Source organism: Psychrobacter sp. SHUES1 (assembly GCF_001652315.1).
Classification (GTDB): domain Bacteria; phylum Pseudomonadota; class Gammaproteobacteria; order Pseudomonadales; family Moraxellaceae; genus Psychrobacter; species Psychrobacter faecalis.
In genome coordinates, this window is sequence record NZ_LXWA01000077.1 from 1 (window position 1) to 17,404 (window position 17,404).

The following is a 17,404-nucleotide window of genomic DNA, read 5'->3' on the forward strand; positions in this document are numbered from 1 at the left end:
GGCGTGGGACTTGATGGTAGAAAAGAGCTGCTTGGCATGTGGCTATCAGAGAATGAAGGCGCTAAGTTCTGGCTTGGCGTTCTCACTGAACTACAAAACCGCGGGGTACAAGATATCCTCATTGCCTGTGTCGACGGCTTAAAGGGCTTCCCTGATGCCATTAACACCGTTTATCCCAACGCTCAGGTTCAGCTGTGTATCGTACACATGCTGCGTTACTCAATGAAGTTCGTACCGTGGACAGATAAGAAGGCAATAGCCGCTGATTTAAAGGCCATCTACGGCGCTGATACGCTTGAGATGGCAGAGGCCAATCTTGAACACTTTGATGAGGTATGGGGCGAGAAATACCCGCACGTGGTTAAGTCTTGGCGTAATAACTGGGAGGGCTTAACGGTATTCTTTGGTTACCCTAAAGACATTAGAAAAGTCATATATACCACCAATGCTATTGAGTCATTAAACAGCGTGATTCGGACAGCGGTGAATAAGCGTAAGGTGTTCCCATCTGATCAGGCAGCATTCAAAGTGGTGTACTTAGCCACCCAGCAGGCGTCGTCAAGGTGGTCGATGCCAATCCGTAACTGGACGTCTGCTCTGAATCGCTTTATGATTATGTTTGATGATCGTATCAGTAAGCATTTAATCTAAAGGGCAGTTACACAGAATTCGGGATGGGCTCAATTTTTTATGTCCATTATAAAAAAAAGCTTTGCTATCTATATGGTACTAGACAGCAAAGCATTTAGTGTTATACAATATTAAGATAAAAAGCTTTCAGAATCAAGCACTTATCCTACTCGACCGTGACTGATTTTGCGAGATTACGTGGCTGATCGACATCCGTACCACGCATCACTGCTACATGATAAGACAGCAGTTGCACAGGTACGCTATAAACGATAGGGGCAAGCGTCTCGCAAACCTCGGGGACATAAACCACGTGCATTCTATCTTCTGCGACCATCTTGCTTTCTTCACTAGCAAATACAAACAGCTCACCGTGACGCGCATGTACTTCTTGCATGTTGGCTTTTAGCTTATCAAACATACTGTCTTTTGGCGCGAGCACCACGATTGGCATGTCTTTATCGACCAACGCCAATGGACCGTGCTTTAGCTCACCTGCCGCATAGCCTTCTGCGTGAATATAAGAGATTTCTTTTAGTTTCAGCGCGCCTTCTAAGGCGATTGGAAACTGTAAGCCACGACCTAAGAATAAGCAGCTTTTCTTATACTCAAAATGCTCACTCATGACTTTGATAGGCGCATCGAGTTGTAAGCTGGCATGTAGTTGCCCGCGTAGCTCTTGTAATTTGCCTAACAAGGTGGTTAATTTTTCACCTGTCATACGCGCTTGTACAACACCCACTTTTAACACCAGTAACATCAACGCGGCAAGCTGAGTGGTAAAGGCTTTGGTCGAGGCAACGCCAATCTCAGGGCCGGCAAGCGTTGGTAAAAAGATATCGGTTTCACGCACCAAAGATGAGGTCGGTACATTACATAAAGCCAAGCTGACGAGACCTGCTGGCGTGTGCTTTTGAATATCACGAAGTGCCGATAAGGTATCCGCAGTTTCGCCCGATTGCGAGATGCAAATGACCAAGGTGTCATCGACGACCACTGGATTGCGGTAGCGGAACTCACTAGCAACCTCAACCGAACACGGCAAACGGGTTAGGCTTTCAAACCAATATTTCGCGACCAAACCTGAATGATAGCTGGTCCCACAAGCGATGACTTGAACGTTCTTGATACCTTTTAACTGTGCTTCATGACGCTGCAAAAAGTCATCGCGCAGCTTAGATGGCGCATCACTATCTAAAGCCATCTCAATCGTACGGGCAACTGCATCTGGCTGCTCATAGATTTCTTTAAGCATGTAATGCTTAAATTCACCTTTATCAGCATTATGCTGGGCGGCATCAATCTCATGTATCTGACGTTTTACTTTTACGCCATCGGCATAAACTTCAATACTATTACGGGTTAATTTGGCGATATCGCCTTCTTCTAGATACATAAAGCGATTGGTCACGGGCAAAAGCGCCAATTGATCAGAGGCAATAAAGTTCTCACCGATACCTACACCGATGACCAAAGGCGAACCTAGACGCACGGTAATCAGCTCGTCTGGGCAATCAATGTGCAAAATGCCAAGGGCAAACGCGCCATGTAATAAAGGAATAACGGCACGCACAGCTTCCAGTAAATCAGGCGTATTTTTGTAGATATCATTGATTAAATGGGCGACGACTTCGGTATCAGTTTGCGAGGTAAACTCGTAGCCTTTAGCAATCAGCTCTTCTTTTAGCTCAGCATAGTTCTCAACGATACCATTATGGACCACGGCAATTTTACCAGATACGTGCGGATGAGCGTTGCGCTGCGCAGGTTCGCCATGCGTGGCCCAGCGCGTATGTGCAATACCGATATGACCATCGAAAAATTCAGGATTGACGGCGACGGCATCGACCAGCGCTTGTACTTTGCCCACTTGGCGCTCACGATGCAGCTCGCCATCACGGATAACCGTCAGACCAGCAGAGTCATAACCACGGTATTCTAGGCGTTTAAGGCCTTCAAGTAAGATATTGGCAATATTCCGCTCAGCAACTGCTCCAACGATTCCGCACATAATTATTCCTTAAATTTTATGTTCTCATACCATGTGATTTTGAAAGATACTGATACATGGACAATCATTAATCTATAAATATAAATAAGCAGCACCACAAATCATTGTCGTACTGCTTTAGTGGTCTTACCATCATTTTTATCAAGTTAACTATCAGCGCCGCCTTTATTTTTTAGTCGGACGCTGAAAGTCATCTTTCTGGGTTTGGCGCGCACGTCCAAAGGCTAAGGCGTTATCATCGACGTTTTTGGTAATCACTGAGCCTGCCGCAACCGTAGCGGTATCACCAATAGTAACTGGCGCAACCAAGCTGGCGTTAGAGCCGATAAAGGCATTGTCTTCGATGATGGTTTGCGATTTATTGACGCCGTCGTAATTACAGGTAATCACGCCCGCACCGATATTGACATTTGTTCCAACCGTCGCATCACCCACATAACTTAAATGATTGACCTTGCTACCTTGGCCGATAATCGATTTTTTAATCTCGACAAAATTGCCTACTTTACTGTTATTAGACAAAACAGTATCAGGGCGCAAGTGGGCGAAAGGTCCAATATCGACGCCGTTTCCAATTTGAGCACTGTCAATGACGCAGTACGGCTTTAGGTGACAGGCATTGCCAATGTGCGCATTTTTAATCACACAGCCAGCTTCGATATAAACGTTATCGCCTAAGACGCAATCACCTTCAAAGACCACGCCCACATCGACGAATACATCTTGTCCTGCGCTCAAGCTACCACGAATATCGACGCGAGTAGGGTCTGCAAACTGCACGCCAGCTTCTTGTAAGTCTGCAACCAACTTACCTTGCCATGTACGCTCTAAGCTGGCAAGCTGCTGGCGGTTATTGACGCCTTCAATCTCAAAGCCATGCTCAGGCTCAATCGCGACAATATTAATCCCTTCAGCGACGGCCATTTTAACGATATCGGTGAGATAATATTCTTTTTGCGCATTGTCGTTAGTCAGCTTCGGCAGATATTTATGCAATAACGCATTATCAACGCAGTAAATACCGCTATTAATCTCTTGGATTTTTTGTTCATCGGCGCTGGCATCTTTTTGCTCAACGATGGCTTCAATATTGCCGTCTTTATCACGTTTGATACGGCCGAGACCAAAGGGATTTTCTACCGTCAAGGTCAACATTGACATACCGTCAGTATTGGCAGATTTTAAAGCTGTTAACGTCTGGCAGCTGACCAATGGCACATCGCCATAGAGAATCAGACTTTGGCCTTCTTTTGGTAATTCGGACAGGGTGACTTTTACTGCATGGCCCGTTCCTAACTGTTCAGTCTGGGCAACCCACGTAATCGGCAAATGCGCATATTGCTCATTAATATCTGCTTGCACTTGCTCGCCGCCAAAACCATGGACGATGATGGTGTCATCAACGGTCAATTGATGACAAGTATCAAGCACATGACCGAGTAACGACTTGCCAGCCAGTGTCTGTAGCACTTTTGGCTTGGCTGATTGCATACGCGTGCCTTTACCAGCCGCGAGGATAATTACTGAAAGAGGAGCTGTCATAGTATTCCTAAAAAAGAGCCTACAAATGTAACAAAATATACTTCTGAATTATAACGCAAATTACGATTTAACCAAAACGCTATGTCGTGACATCTTTGTAAACTGATTATGACATTAGCTGTCTATAGATATAAATTAAACAGCAGGCGTTCAGAAAATCTAACCGCTAAATAGGTGAGCGATATAAAAGGCGATAAAGCAGAAGTATTTATGGTAAAAACGTTTATTTGAGGCTTAAAGGATAAGCTTAAGATTAAAAGGTAAAAGAGAAGATAAAGGTATAAATAATTACCCAAACGGCTGCTGCCATCACTCCCGCAATAATATCATCGAGCATAATACCGAGGCCGCCTGCGACTTTTTTATCTGCCCAACCAATCGGCGGCGGCTTAATAATGTCAAAAAAGCGGAATAATATAAAGGCGATAATAATCGCTACGATAGTAGGTATTTGGATGATATTTTGCCAAAAGCTGCCGTTAGCGATACCCATATAAGACAGCGGCAGTAGGGTAAGCCACATACCAGCCCACTCATCCCAAACAATATGCGGATTATCGTGACCGCCCATCAGCTCTGAGGTACGACCGCATATCGCATTACCAAGGAAACAAGCTAAAATAGTAATCATCAAAAACGGCACAAAACCTAAGCTAAGCAGCGGTATAGCGACTATTAATCCACCAACTGTACCCCAAGTACCGGGTGCACGGCGCGGCAGACCGCTGCCTAGACCGATACCAAGCCAATAAACCAAACGATCAAGCGCACTGGCATTGGCGGGTAGAGGCGGGCAATCATTGGCTTGTCGGATATCAGGCTTAGATAGGTTGTGATCAATCATGGGTTAACCTGCAAAATGTTGGTAACCCGTCAGATTGGGCCAAGTAGGAAATGGGGCGGGATGCGTCGCTGTGACTGGCTGTCCTTGATAAAAAATCTCTGGTTGTACATTTTTAGCACCATCTGTCTTATTTACGGCTATGACTTCACCGATACAGGTGACATGCGTGTCGCTATTATTATTAATCGGTGGCTCGATATGGGCAGGCAAGGTAAAAGCCAGCTCATAATCATCGCCGCCCGCCAACTGACATAATAAGCGCTCAGATAGACCAACGCTTGATAATGCTTTACTGGTAGGCAGCTGCTCAAGGTGAATGCGCATACCAATGATACTTTGCTCACAGATATGGCTAAGGTCTTGATACAGACCATCAGAGATATCTATCATCGAAGTTGCGCCAATTGTCGCCACTGCTGCCCCTAAGGCAATACGTGGCGTTGGCATATGCAGCCGATGGGCAAGCTCAATACCGATAGCATTATTAGGATGCTGTAGCGCATAAGCAGCATCGCCAAGCGACCCCGAAACATAGATTTTATCGCCGACTTGCGCGCCCGAGCGGTAAACAGCTGGCGTAGCCGCATCAAGCAATCCTTGCGCGCTGACACTGAGCACTAAGTTATCACTGCGCGTGGTATCACCACCAATAAGCGTGACACCAAATAGCTGGCAGGCGTGAAATAAACCTTTAGCAAATTCAGTCAGCCATTGCTCATTCGCCAAACGCTCAGGTAAGGCCAATGCCAATAGAATACTATGCGGCGTTGCGCCCATCGCGGCAATGTCGGAAACGTTAACCGCGACCGCTTTATAGCCGATTTGAAAGGCTAACTGGTTTACGTCATTCCAATCAGCACTAAAGTGCCGCCCTTGAACGAGGGTATCAATACAGCTAACCAAGCGCGCACCTACAGGCAAGCTCATTACTGCCGCATCATCGCCAATGCCTTTTTCGACATTGCGTGCTTCGGCAGTGCTGGACGATGACGGTGCAGCTTGCATTTGCGAAAATATACGCTCAATCAGCTCAAACTCGTTCATGGCTAGTCTTTATTGTTTTCATTAGGAGTAACAAGGTTTGAATCATGTAAGCCTACGTCAGCTGCGTCACTATTCTCATCATAGCTAACATCATTGGTAGATGTGTTTTCTTCTACAGCGCTTTCTTCTGCAGATTTGTCATTAACAATATTATTTGGCGCTTCATTTTTTGCGGCGTCATTTTTCTTATTGATCTTATAGTCCATAATATTCGCTAGCGCTTTACTCGCGCTATTACGTTTAACACTGGCATTATTGGCACTGATACGTGGTTTGTTTGAAGCAGTTGCAGTTGACGTACTATCGATATCAGATTCAGCAGTGCTTTCACTAGCTTCTTCAACAGCTGCAGATTGAACTTCAGCCTGCTTAGCATTTGCTTGAGTCGCCGCTTTTTGTGAGGTGCGCAGATTGGCTTTGCTATCGGCATCGACTTCAAGCGCGCGCAATTCAATCGCCATTTTATCAAGGACAGCATTAATTAATTTATGGGCGTCAGTAGCGCCAAAGTGATTGTTTAGCTTCATCGCTTCATCAAGCACGACTTTGTAGGGAATCTCTAAGCGGTTTTGTAGCTCATACGCCCCAATCAATAAAATAGCATGTTCAACAGTGTCCAATTTATCAATGTCACGATCAAGATGCCGACTGATTAGCGCATCGAGAGCGTCAATCTGCTCTGGAATATCGCGCATCATTTCATGATAGTAGCCAATATGAACGGTATGCATGGCGTTGCTCGCGCGCGTACGGGCAGCGATATCATGCGGCGCATTGTCCTTCCAGCCAAGCTTACCATCTTTATCAAAACGGCGGTCGGTGACCAACCACTCATATAGGCCTTGCATTGCAAAGCGTCGAGCCTTACGCACAGCGGTGTGGCTAGTCTTATAAGTCGTTTCACTCATATCAAAGGTTTGCTCACCCGCACTACTGCTCGCGATACGAGTAGCTTCAGCTTGTGCATCATTGGCTTGGGCGGTTTGTGCAGCGTTAATGGCGCGCTTGAGTTGGTCAGTCATAGGGGGTCAATACCTAAATTTTAAATAACTATCATTTTAAACATCTATCTTGGCGCAAATAACAGGCTTGGCAAAGACAGCAAGTTGTAAGAAATAGTATAAAAGTTGTTAAATAGTAGACGACTGGCAGGCTGTGACAGTCGGATATTAAAACGGTGTTTTATAGAACTGTTTATAGTGCTTTTTACTATCATATTGGCACTGCGGTCTATATCAAAGGTGATATAAGCCGCAGTGCCATTTAAATGACAAATAACCGTTTATAAAATGAAGACTTAATTACGCGTCATCACTATTATCATAGTCATCAGCAATATCTAGCTGTGATAGAACCGCTAGCATCTCAAGCACCACCATCGCCGCTTCTGAGCCTTTGTTACCGGCTTTGGTACCAGAGCGCTCAATCGCTTGCTCGATGCTGTCAGTGGTTAATACACCATTAGCAACAGGGATATTATAATCAATTGCAACGCTGCTTAAACCTTTGGCAGATTCGCTAGCGACAAAATCAAAATGCGGCGTACTACCACGGATAATCGCGCCTAATGCAATGATGGCATCAAAGCGATCAGATTCAGCGGCGCGCTGAGCAACGAGTGGCAACTCAAACGCACCCGGTACGCGAATCACAGTAATGTTGCTACCCAATACGCCATGACGCAGTAGGGCATCGATTGCACCATCTACCAATGACTCAACGACAAAACCGTTAAAACGACCGACGACGATACCAATGCGCGCATCTTCGTTTTGATGTAAATTGCCATCGATATGGGTAATATCATTGCGCTGCTGTTGTAAATTTGACATAAGAAAATCCTTTGAGTAAGTAGCGTTTAAAACAAAATTTTTATGTAAAATCTCGATTGTTTTCAATAGTTAACTGACAAAAATAAATAAGTAGCGCTATGATACCATTTTTTGCACAGGCATTGATATTTTAGCAATCTTAAAGATTAAAGACGCATCTGTATGCCTTGTGCGGCCATATAAGCTTTGGCCTCTTGCACGGTATATTCGCCAAAGTGAAAAATACTGGCCGCAAGTACGGCATCGACGCCGCCTTCTATTACGCCTTCGGCCAAATGTTGCAAGTTACCAACGCCGCCTGAAGCAATAACCGGCACATTTACGCGGCTGGTAATTTGCTGCATTAAGACCAAATCATAGCCTTTTTTGGTACCATCACCATCCATTGAGGTCACCAATAATTCGCCAGCGCCGAGAGCAGCCATTTTACTTGCCCAAGCCACGGCATCAATACCGGTTGGTTTACGCCCGCCGTGAGTAAAGATTTCCCAACGCGGCATGATGATGCCATCAACCATTATATCTGCAACGCGTTTGGCATCGATAGCCACGACGATACATTGATTACCAAATTTCTGTGCCGCCTCCCCAACGAACTCAGGGGTAAATACCGCTGCTGAATTAATCGCTACTTTATCCGCGCCTGCATTGAGCAAATTACGAATATCAGCGATTTTACGCACACCGCCACCAACTGTGAGCGGTACAAACACGGTTTCAGCCATACGCTCAACGGTATGATAAGTGGTATCGCGATCATCATTGGTCGCGGTAATGTCTAAAAAAGTAATCTCATCAGCACCTTGCTCGTTATAGCGCTTAGCGACTTCGACAGGGTCGCCGGCGTCTTTAATATCGACAAATTGCACGCCTTTGACCACACGGCCATTATCCACATCCAAACAAGGGATGATACGCTTTGCTAACATAGGGTCTTTCACCTTATAATCAATTTATCCGTAAGCGCTAGTCTAGCAAAATCGCCGCCATATCAGGCAGCTTTTCGCAAGATTATTATGCTTTTAACCAAAGTTTGCTCATGCGCGGTACAATCACTGTCATTACCGTCGATATTTATCCTATTTACCTTCTTTTAATTGCCATAAGTGAGATGTCATGTCCGTCTATACCCAGTTAACCGATGACCAGTTTGCCGCTTTTTGCCAGCGTTTTGGCGTCTCATTTGCGCGTGCCATTCCGATTACCCAAGGTATCAAAAACTCTAACTGGTTTATTCAGACGACTGACGATGTAGATGGCGCGCACTCTTATGTATTTACCTTATTTGAAGAGCGTCCACCAGAAGACATCGAAAAAATGGCGGTTATCCTCAATCAATTGGATGGTAAATTGCCAGTAGCGGCGCCGTTAGCATTGCTTGATTTAGGCGCTGATAGCGCAGAAAAACGCTATGTCATACGCTATGATAATAAAGCAATTACCCTCGTACCTTGTTTGGCTGGCGCGCATCCACAGCAAACCACGCAAGCGATGTGTTATGAGATTGGCGCCGCTTTAGCCATGCTGCATGAGACCTTACAAGCACTGCAACCTGCGGAAGAATATGGCGTGCCTTTATACCCATGGGCGGAAGTACGCGACCGTGAAATGCAGTTTATGCCCGGTGACGAAGCCAAGCTCATGAGCGATATTTGGCGCGCTTACTCAGATTTGCCGCTTGCGACGTTGCCAAAAGGCTTATGTCATTTAGACATGTTCGCTGATAATACCTTATGGGACTTATCGTTAAATAATAGCCAAAAAGGCGCAGCGCGTTTAACGGGATTGCTAGACTTTACCGAAGTCAGCGTTGAGCATTATGTGATGGATATTGCCATTACCATTAATGATTTTTGTACGACGTGGGGCGATGCCGAGCAAGGCGAAACCGTCAATTTTGACCGCAGTAAAATGGCGGCTTTTTTGCAAGGCTATGAGTCGAAACGTGCGCTTGGCGAAGATGAAAAACGCGCTTTACCAGTGATGCTCGCCAAGGCGGCGGTGATTTTTTGGCTATTACGTTTAAACGTTATCCACTATAACCGTACCGAAGGTCGGACTGGTGATAACATCATGGTCAAAAATCCTGACCTGATGAAACGCTTGGCGGCTTATCATTGGTCACATGTTGAAAAAGAACAAAATACGGTCTTTGTATTGTTAGATAATGAATCGGCGATGCAAAAAAGCACTCAGATAATCGGTATTTTTAGCAATATCACCCAAGCTGAGCAAGCACGTGATAAATTAAGTAATAGCAGTGATTTTGCAATCAAAGAATATACGCTCGACCAATTGGCATAGATTGTTATTTTTCGACCATTCCTGTATCAAAACCATAAAGGCAAATCCCATGACCGATCAAGTTGATAACTGGCACAAACTGGCGCGCTACGATACCAATATGCAAGGCGAGCTGCATGCCAATCTGCTGCGTAACAATGGCATTACGGTGTCACTGCAACCGCTGAGTGCCATGCCCGGTATGAATTCTGGGATAGTGCTGTGGATACAAGATACGGATTTGGCGCATGCGCAGCGTATTTTGGCGAATATTGACACCGATGGGGCCACGCCTTATGAGATGTTTGATGAAGTATCAGAAGCTACTCTAAACCCTCCTTTAAATTCTGCAAAAGACAACAACGGCGGTGAAGTATAAATGTGTCAACTCTTAGGAATGAACTGTAATACCCCAACCGATATTGGCTTTAGCTTTGCAGGATTTCGTCGTCGCGGCGGCATGACCGACAGTCATGAAGATGGCTTTGGTATTGCGTTTTTTGAGCGCAGTGAATGTGCCAATAATGATAAAACAGCCAATGCTTCGACTGGTTTGCGACTGTTTCATGACAATCGCCCAAGCCATTTATCACCTGTTGCCGACTTGGTGAATAATTATCCGATTAAAGCGATGAATGTCATTGCCCATATCCGTAAAGCAACTCAAGGGCAGAACTGCTTAGCCAATACCCATCCTTTCGTCCGCGAAGTGTGGGGCGAGCAGTGGGTTTTTGCCCATAACGGGCAGATGAATAGCGAATTTATCAAACGCTGTCAGCGCCTGCAAGACAATGGCAATGCCTCACATTGTCAGCCAGTTGGTAACACCGATTCTGAAATGGCGTTTTGCTATTTGGTCAATCGCCTAAAAAGCAGCTTTAAAACCCGCCCAGATGATCAAACGCTGTTTAATTTTTTAACCACCCAATGTCGCTACCTTTCTGCCAACGGTTTGTTTAATTGCCTAATCTCAAACGGTCGGTGGCAGCTGGCTTATGCTGGTAGCTTATTGTTTTATCTCACGCGCAAAGCACCGTTTGGCGAAGCAAAATTAGCAGATGATGATTTGGCCATTAACTTTGGTGATGTGACTACCGACAGCGACAAAGTGACGATATTGGTCACCGTGCCATTGACTGAAAATGAAAAATGGCAACAGTTGGCGGTCAATGAGTGCTTAATATTCCAAGAAGGTGATGTTATTTATAAAGACAGTCCAAGTCAGCGTAAGTTTTTAACCATTGAAGAAGGAATTGCGGTAGCACGCGCGGTTGGAGCGAGTGTTTAGGAGTGGCAAGTATTTAACGTTGATTAAATATCAGTTAGATATAAGCGCCACAACAGCGCTTAAATTTTTCACCTGAGCCACAAATACACGGCTGTTTTTGCGTGACAGTCATAGAAACAGTCGGGTCGAGGAAATACCAACGCGCATCGTTGTTCGCTTTGTCTGTTACTTTTACAAAGGCAGATAATTCATGATGCGCCTGTATGCCGTCATCTTTATTATCAGAGATATTAAAGTAAGCCTTAAACTCAACTTGCGCATGGCGTTTACCTAGCTTTGGCGTATGCGTAATGATTTCTAATCCTGCCCAATCTGTCTCTTTTGCCCAAGACTCAATCGCCTGAATATCTAGTAAATTTTGCTGCGCAGGCAAAGTGGTTTTGACGATATATTCTGGTTTAACTAAGACAAAGGCGCTATAACGCGACCGCATTAGACGCTCAGCAGAGTCTGGCTTTGCACCGTCAATTTTATCAGCTTCGTTATTTAAAAGCCCGTCATGATAAGGCTGGCAGCAATCTTGATAAAGTAGCGGTACGCCAATAGCATTTGAGGCTGGGTTAATTTGGCAAGGGCAGATTGGTAGGGAAATTGACATTATTTACTCGTGTATTATTCATTTTTTAACGGTTCTATAAATTTTAATTGAGCCAGTTTTTTATCAATTCTGGCCATAGTCCCAGTTTAAGCTTTGCCCAAGGTTCGGGGTCACGCAGCTGCTGCCAAAACTCAGCAAATGGCGGCGCAAAATAGACCAAGAGCGCAAGGATGACGTACAGGAGCAGATACCACCATTTATCTTTATGCTGATAAAACTTCATCGCTGTACCCGATGAGCGCTTCATTTTCATATTGGACAAATTCACACTATATAGCTCATCCAATGCCAAATGTACCATGGCGCCGCCGAATAAAAACAAGCCATAAAACCAACTGACAGTTAGCGGTAAGGCTAAAATATCGTAGCTGACGTAGGTCATTCCAAGCCCTAGTATGGCCATGTAGGGCACCGAATGAATGACGCCGCGGTGTACGGTCATATTGGTAAAAATTGAAAATACCACATAACGCATAAAGCCGTAGCCCGCCAACCATAAAGCTATCAGCGCCAGTAAACTCAGCTCACTGCGCCAATGCATGACCAGACCAAAGGCAAAAATAAACGAGGTAATATTAAACCCAAGCTTAATCGGCGTCGAGTTATCAGAATCCAAATCAGGCAGCAGCCCACCGATAGTGCCGAGTGCCACGCACATCAAAAACCCTGAATCATCAATCAAGCCTGCTTTATAAACCGCAAGACTCATCGTACCACTTGCCATGAATGCAACATTTAAGTGGGTGTTAAAATTTGCCATAAAAACTCATCAATAAATAGCGCACGAAATCTGTATTTCGAGCGGCTTGTCTAGCTGTAAAAAAGCGCTCCATGATACCATAGCCACGCCAGTCGTCTAATAGAGATAATCAATATGACCGCCACTGATTTACCTGCCAAGCCTTATCGAAATACTGCTTTTGATGCATCTATTAATAACCCGTCTGCATACGCCAGCACGCTTGATGACAGCTTTGCTGCTATTGATTGGCAAGCGTCGTGGCTGTGTCACTTAAACCAGTTAGGCTATATAAGTAAAAGCATCAGCCAGCTAAGAGGCTTAAAAAATGACCCTGCTCAGACAGAAAAACTCGAACATACGCCTGATATCATCGCCAAGGTTTTGAATACCGCATTACAGAAGCATGCTGACGCCTTACAACAGTCATTACCGCAAACCAAACCTGCGCTAAACAATCAAGCCCAAACCTTAAAATTCGTTTCACAAAATGAGCTGCCAGAAGGCGAAGCGTACGAGCGCTTTATCGGCACCACCGGTAATATCCCGACCCGTGATAATTTGCATGATTTATTTAACGGTAGTATTTGGCTCACCTTTCCAAAGACCAAAGCGCTGCTCAATTATTATCATATGCTTGAGATTAAGGAGCAAGGTATTGGCGCCAGTCGCGGCCGTGTCCGCGATACCATTACCGTTTTTGATGAAAATGGCGCGATATTGGTCACCGCTGAGTCTAGTATCGGTAAGGCATTGGTTGATTTTGATTGGCAGGAAAGTTTGGTTGCACCACGTGACAAATGGGACGAGCCAAAGCAACTTAATAAACAAGCTCAGGCAGCAGTTTATATTTTTGGTCATGCACTGTTAGAGAAGCTACTGCACCCACGCAAAGCATTATGCGCCCATAGTATCGTGATAAATGTCACGCAAGATTTTTTTACCTTGTCGCTATCTGAGCGTATCAATCATTTGGATCAAAAAGTGGCCGATTATATGGACGCGTTATTATCAGAGCCAGATGTGTCCCCGCGCAAACTGTCGCCATTGCCCATTTTGGGCGTGCCACACTATTGGGCAGAAAATGTCCAGCCGAGCTTTTATGAGGACAGCCAAGTCTTTCGGAGCGGTCGTCGTAGTCAAAGTTAAAAGATATGGGCACACCTTGTCCGGTAAACGTTGAATTTTAACTGCTAAAGCATTGTCGTGGTTACGATTGTGCCACGATTCAACACCATCTAGTCGTTAACAAAGTGCTGCTTATTTGTTATGGTAAAAGGACGTTACAGTTAAACGCTAAACAGATGCATATATCTTTTGTTAACGGCGATTTCGTTCACCTCACCGTTATCAATAAATATTTATTCAAATAAAAGCACCGTTAACTATTGTACTTAGCACTTGTTAAAAACGAGCGTTTATTAAAAAATAGTTGTCGCCATTCGATTTAAGCACATTCATTTAAATTAAGAAGAAATAAGCCACCAGTTATCAGCATAAATTGCCATGCATTCACAGTCGTATTAATGGCATAAGGATTTATGCTTAGGATCTATAACAACGATAAGGAAGCTACCATGAGTGATATTTTTAATGTAAAAGATACGATTGACGTCGCTGGCAAGGAGCACGTTTATTATAGCTTGCCAAAGCTGACTGACACTTACGAGAACATCAGCAAACTGCCATTTTGCATGAAAATCGTCTTAGAAAACCTACTGCGTAATGAAGACGACGGGCAATCTGTCGGCAAAAACCACATCGAAGCCGTTGCCAATTGGGACGCTGGGGCAGAAGCGTCAAAAGAAATCGCCTTTATGCCAGCGCGTGTCGTCCTGCAAGATTTTACCGGTGTACCATCAGTGGTGGATTTGGCAGCGATGCGTGATGCGGTGGTTGAGCTTGGCGGTCGTGCTGAGCAGATTAACCCCTTTATCCCAAGTGAATTGGTCGTTGACCACTCTGTACAGGTCGACGCTTATGGCCGCGAAGATGCACTAGACTTAAACGAGAAAATTGAATTTAAGCGTAATAACGAGCGTTATGAGTTTTTACATTGGGGCAAAAACGCCTTTAAAAACTTTGTCGTTGTGCCACCAGCAACCGGTATTGTGCATCAGGTTAACTTAGAATATTTAGCGCGTGTAGTAATGGCTGCTGAAGTAGACGGAGAGCTGACCGCGTATCCAGATACGGTATTTGGTACAGACAGTCACACCACCATGATTAATGGTATTGGCGTACTTGGTTGGGGTGTTGGTGGTATCGAAGCGGAAGCGGCGATGCTTGGTCAGCCATCCTCAATGCTCATTCCACAAGTGGTCGGTTTTGAGCTCAAAGGCAAATTGACCGAAGGCGTGACCGCAACGGATTTGGTACTACGCGTCGTTGAGATGTTACGCGCTCACGGTGTGGTAGGTAAATTCGTCGAATTTTACGGCGAAGGCTTACACAGTATGCCACTCGCTGACCGTGCAACCATTGCCAACATGTCACCAGAATACGGCGCAACCTGTGGTATTTTCCCGATTGACCAAATGGCTATTGATTATCTGCGTCTGTCAGGTCGTGAAGAAAGTCAGATTGAGCTGGTTGAAAAATATGCCAAAGCGCAAGGCTTATGGCATGATGCCGATACGCCGGCTGCGACATATTCAAGTAAGCTTGAGCTGGACTTATCATCGGTGAAACCAGCCCTTGCCGGTCCGAACTTGCCGCAGCAGCGTATCAATTTGTCTGATATGCATGAGAAGTTTGGCGAAACGCTAGAGAAAATGACCAAAGACCGTAAGTCAGAAATTGATGGTAAAGTGCGCTTTGACCAAGAAGGTGCGCAGCAAGAGCAAGCCGATAGACTGTATGCCAAGCCTAATGTCTTCTCTGACGTTAATATCGATGATAAGAGCCACAAACTGCGTGATGGTTCGGTGGTTATCGCCGCGATTACCTCTTGTACCAACACCTCAAACCCTGCGGTGATGATTGGCGCTGGTTTGGTGGCGAAAAAAGCCGCTGCCAAAGGTTTAAAAGCCAAGCCTTGGGTAAAAACCTCATTGGCACCAGGCTCAAAAGTTGTTACCGATTATCTTGAAAAAACCAAACTGATGGATGAGCTAGAGAAAACAGGCTTCTATTTGGTTGGTTATGGTTGTACGACATGTATCGGTAACTCAGGCCCACTCTTAGAGTCGATTGAACAAGGTATCAAAGAAAACGATTTGGTTGCCGCTGCGGTGTTATCGGGTAACCGTAACTTTGAAGGGCGTATTCACTCGCACGTCAAGGCCAGTTACTTGGCGTCGCCACCGCTGGTGGTTGCTTATGCGCTGGCAGGGACGGTCGATATTGACTTGACCACCCATCCGCTAGGACAAGACCAAGACGGTAACGATGTCTACCTAAAGGATATTTGGCCAACGTCCGATGAAATTAATGAACTAATTGCCAATAATATCGACGCCGATATGTTCCGTAAAAACTACGGCGAAGTGTTTGACGGTAGTGCTGCATGGAACGCCATTAGCTCAGCCGATAGTCAGCTGTATCCATGGAGCGAGAAGTCTACTTATATCAAAAACCCACCGTTCTTTGATGGCATGACCATGGAGCCAGAAGGCATTCCTGATATCGAAGGCGCGCGTATCTTGGGTCTATTTGGCGATTCAATCACCACTGACCATATCTCGCCAGCTGGTAATATCGATGCTAATTCTCCTGCGGGTAAGTACTTGCAAGAGCGCGGTGTGATGCCAGCCGACTTTAATAGTTATGGCTCACGCCGTGGTAACGATGCGGTCATGACCCGCGGTACTTTTGCCAATATCCGTATCAAAAACCAGATGATGGGCGGTAAAGAAGGCGGCTATACTTACTACTTTAAAGGCGACAACGCCACGCTTCAAGACGGCGAAGAAATGGCCATCTATGACGCGGCGATGAAGTATAAAGAAGATCAGCGCCCACTTGTGGTACTTGGCGGTGCAGAGTATGGCTCTGGTTCTAGCCGTGACTGGGCCGCGAAGGGTACGATTTTGCTCGGCGTAAAAGCGGTATTGACCAGCTCGTTTGAGCGTATTCACCGCTCAAACCTAGTCGGTATGGGCGTGTTGCCATTAACCTTTAAAGATGATGAAAACGCCGATACTTATCACCTAGACGGTTCTGAAGTACTAAGTATCACAGGCCTTGATAATGGCGAAAGTAAAACCGCAACAGTGACGGCGACCCGTGCTGATGGTTCAACTGAAACCTTTGAGGTAAACGTCATGCTACAGACGCCAAAAGAGCGCGAATACGTGCGTCATGGCGGCGTATTGCACTATGTACTACGTCAATTGGCAGCTGAGAGTAAAAACGCAGCGTAATATTTAATTAAAGTGAGAATAAGAAAAGCCCAGTCGTGATAACTGGGCTTTTTTATGCGCAATGCTTTTTAATTCGTTATTTTTATACCAAACCCAACAATTAAAGTTGTGCCCAAGCACGAGCAGTTAACGACCGAATTCTTTGTGGCTGTTTAAGCAAATTATTCCAAGCCAAGCAAGTGGCATCGACAATAGCCTCATAACTGTCATAACAACGATTAGATAGCTC

The 17,404-nt window shown here is 45.2% G+C and carries 15 protein-coding genes; 6 read left to right on the top strand and 9 right to left on the bottom strand.

Translation table 11 applies throughout. The features are described 5' to 3' along the window. Positions 1-651 (top strand): IS256 family transposase (locus A7325_RS10560; RefSeq protein ID WP_156508537.1); only part of this gene is annotated, 651 nt, incomplete at its 5' end. A gap of 145 nt (positions 652-796) precedes the next feature. On the opposite strand, the gene glmS is transcribed toward A7325_RS10560, so the two are convergent. The 7 genes from glmS to hisF form a co-directional block, all read right to left on the bottom strand. Beyond that, the gene (gene glmS / locus A7325_RS10565; protein WP_068407978.1) at positions 797-2,641 is read right to left on the bottom strand and encodes a glutamine--fructose-6-phosphate transaminase (isomerizing); all 1,845 of its coding nucleotides are present in this window, start codon (positions 2,639-2,641) and stop codon (positions 797-799) included. Between the two features lie 165 nt (positions 2,642-2,806). Next, the gene (glmU, locus tag A7325_RS10570; protein WP_068407979.1) at positions 2,807-4,183 is read right to left on the bottom strand and encodes a bifunctional UDP-N-acetylglucosamine diphosphorylase/glucosamine-1-phosphate N-acetyltransferase GlmU; all 1,377 of its coding nucleotides are present in this window, start codon (positions 4,181-4,183) and stop codon (positions 2,807-2,809) included. A gap of 253 nt (positions 4,184-4,436) precedes the next feature. After that, positions 4,437-5,027, bottom strand: coding sequence for a phosphatidylglycerophosphatase A (locus tag A7325_RS10575; protein ID WP_068407981.1), 591 nt, complete (start codon positions 5,025-5,027; stop codon positions 4,437-4,439). A gap of 3 nt (positions 5,028-5,030) precedes the next feature. Beyond that, complete coding sequence (gene thiL / locus A7325_RS10580) at positions 5,031-6,071, bottom strand: thiamine-phosphate kinase (RefSeq protein WP_068407983.1); 1,041 nt, start codon at positions 6,069-6,071, stop codon at positions 5,031-5,033. 2 nt (positions 6,072-6,073) lie between these two features. Beyond that, the gene (gene nusB / locus A7325_RS13550) at positions 6,074-7,093 is read right to left on the bottom strand and encodes a transcription antitermination factor NusB (protein WP_082894382.1); all 1,020 of its coding nucleotides are present in this window, start codon (positions 7,091-7,093) and stop codon (positions 6,074-6,076) included. 279 nt (positions 7,094-7,372) lie between these two features. After that, complete coding sequence (gene ribE / locus A7325_RS10590; protein ID WP_068407989.1) at positions 7,373-7,903, bottom strand: 6,7-dimethyl-8-ribityllumazine synthase; 531 nt, start codon at positions 7,901-7,903, stop codon at positions 7,373-7,375. A gap of 146 nt (positions 7,904-8,049) precedes the next feature. Continuing rightward, on the bottom strand, positions 8,050-8,832 hold the full coding sequence (gene hisF / locus A7325_RS10595) for an imidazole glycerol phosphate synthase subunit HisF (RefSeq protein ID WP_068407994.1): 783 nt from the start codon (positions 8,830-8,832) through the stop codon (positions 8,050-8,052). Positions 8,833-9,019: 187 nt separating this feature from the next. Here hisF and A7325_RS10600 point away from each other — a divergent pair, with 187 nt between their 5' ends. The 3 genes from A7325_RS10600 to A7325_RS10610 are packed head-to-tail and all read left to right on the top strand — an operon-like array spanning position 9,020 to position 11,474. Beyond that, positions 9,020-10,207 carry a homoserine kinase gene (locus tag A7325_RS10600; protein ID WP_068407996.1) on the top strand — a complete coding sequence of 396 codons (1,188 nt, stop codon included), beginning with the start codon at positions 9,020-9,022 and terminating at the stop codon, positions 10,205-10,207. A 49-nt stretch (positions 10,208-10,256) separates the two neighbouring features. After that, positions 10,257-10,565: a hypothetical protein gene (locus tag A7325_RS10605; RefSeq protein WP_227514998.1), complete on the top strand. Its 309-nt coding sequence runs from the start codon at positions 10,257-10,259 to the stop codon at positions 10,563-10,565. Next, on the top strand, positions 10,566-11,474 hold the full coding sequence (locus A7325_RS10610) for a class II glutamine amidotransferase (RefSeq protein WP_068407998.1): 909 nt from the start codon (positions 10,566-10,568) through the stop codon (positions 11,472-11,474). A gap of 34 nt (positions 11,475-11,508) precedes the next feature. On the opposite strand, the gene A7325_RS10615 is transcribed toward A7325_RS10610, so the two are convergent. Continuing rightward, positions 11,509-12,072: a YchJ family protein gene (locus A7325_RS10615; RefSeq protein ID WP_068407999.1), complete on the bottom strand. Its 564-nt coding sequence runs from the start codon at positions 12,070-12,072 to the stop codon at positions 11,509-11,511. 43 nt (positions 12,073-12,115) lie between these two features. Then, positions 12,116-12,832, bottom strand: coding sequence for a metal-dependent hydrolase (locus A7325_RS10620; RefSeq protein WP_068408001.1), 717 nt, complete (start codon positions 12,830-12,832; stop codon positions 12,116-12,118). Positions 12,833-12,946: 114 nt separating this feature from the next. On the opposite strand from A7325_RS10620, the gene A7325_RS10625 reads away from it, so the two are divergent. Together A7325_RS10625 and acnA are read left to right on the top strand one after the other, a co-directional pair. Further along, a complete protein-coding gene (locus A7325_RS10625) occupies positions 12,947-13,960 on the top strand; it encodes a DUF3025 domain-containing protein (protein ID WP_068408003.1) in 1,014 nt (337 codons plus the stop codon). Between the two features lie 428 nt (positions 13,961-14,388). Further along, on the top strand, positions 14,389-17,175 hold the full coding sequence (acnA, locus tag A7325_RS10630; RefSeq protein ID WP_068408004.1) for an aconitate hydratase AcnA: 2,787 nt from the start codon (positions 14,389-14,391) through the stop codon (positions 17,173-17,175). The last annotated feature ends 229 nt before the right edge of the window (positions 17,176-17,404 follow it).

Excerpts from the sequence above, each read along its gene's own strand:
- glmS (WP_068407978.1), bottom strand. The coding sequence starts at position 2,641 with ATGTGCGGAATCGTTGGAGCAGTTGCTGAGCGGAATATTGCCAATATC.
- glmU (WP_068407979.1), bottom strand. The coding sequence starts at position 4,183 with ATGACAGCTCCTCTTTCAGTAATTATCCTCGCGGCTGGTAAAGGCACG.
- A7325_RS10575 (WP_068407981.1), bottom strand. The coding sequence starts at position 5,027 with ATGATTGATCACAACCTATCTAAGCCTGATATCCGACAAGCCAATGAT.
- thiL (WP_068407983.1), bottom strand. The coding sequence starts at position 6,071 with ATGAACGAGTTTGAGCTGATTGAGCGTATATTTTCGCAAATGCAAGCT.
- nusB (WP_082894382.1), bottom strand. The coding sequence starts at position 7,093 with ATGACTGACCAACTCAAGCGCGCCATTAACGCTGCACAAACCGCCCAA.
- ribE (WP_068407989.1), bottom strand. The coding sequence starts at position 7,903 with ATGTCAAATTTACAACAGCAGCGCAATGATATTACCCATATCGATGGC.
- hisF (WP_068407994.1), bottom strand. The coding sequence starts at position 8,832 with ATGTTAGCAAAGCGTATCATCCCTTGTTTGGATGTGGATAATGGCCGT.
- A7325_RS10600 (WP_068407996.1), top strand. The coding sequence starts at position 9,020 with ATGTCCGTCTATACCCAGTTAACCGATGACCAGTTTGCCGCTTTTTGC.
- A7325_RS10605 (WP_227514998.1), top strand. The coding sequence starts at position 10,257 with ATGACCGATCAAGTTGATAACTGGCACAAACTGGCGCGCTACGATACC.
- A7325_RS10610 (WP_068407998.1), top strand. The coding sequence starts at position 10,566 with ATGTGTCAACTCTTAGGAATGAACTGTAATACCCCAACCGATATTGGC.
- A7325_RS10615 (WP_068407999.1), bottom strand. The coding sequence starts at position 12,072 with ATGTCAATTTCCCTACCAATCTGCCCTTGCCAAATTAACCCAGCCTCA.
- A7325_RS10620 (WP_068408001.1), bottom strand. The coding sequence starts at position 12,832 with ATGGCAAATTTTAACACCCACTTAAATGTTGCATTCATGGCAAGTGGT.
- A7325_RS10625 (WP_068408003.1), top strand. The coding sequence starts at position 12,947 with ATGACCGCCACTGATTTACCTGCCAAGCCTTATCGAAATACTGCTTTT.
- acnA (WP_068408004.1), top strand. The coding sequence starts at position 14,389 with ATGAGTGATATTTTTAATGTAAAAGATACGATTGACGTCGCTGGCAAG.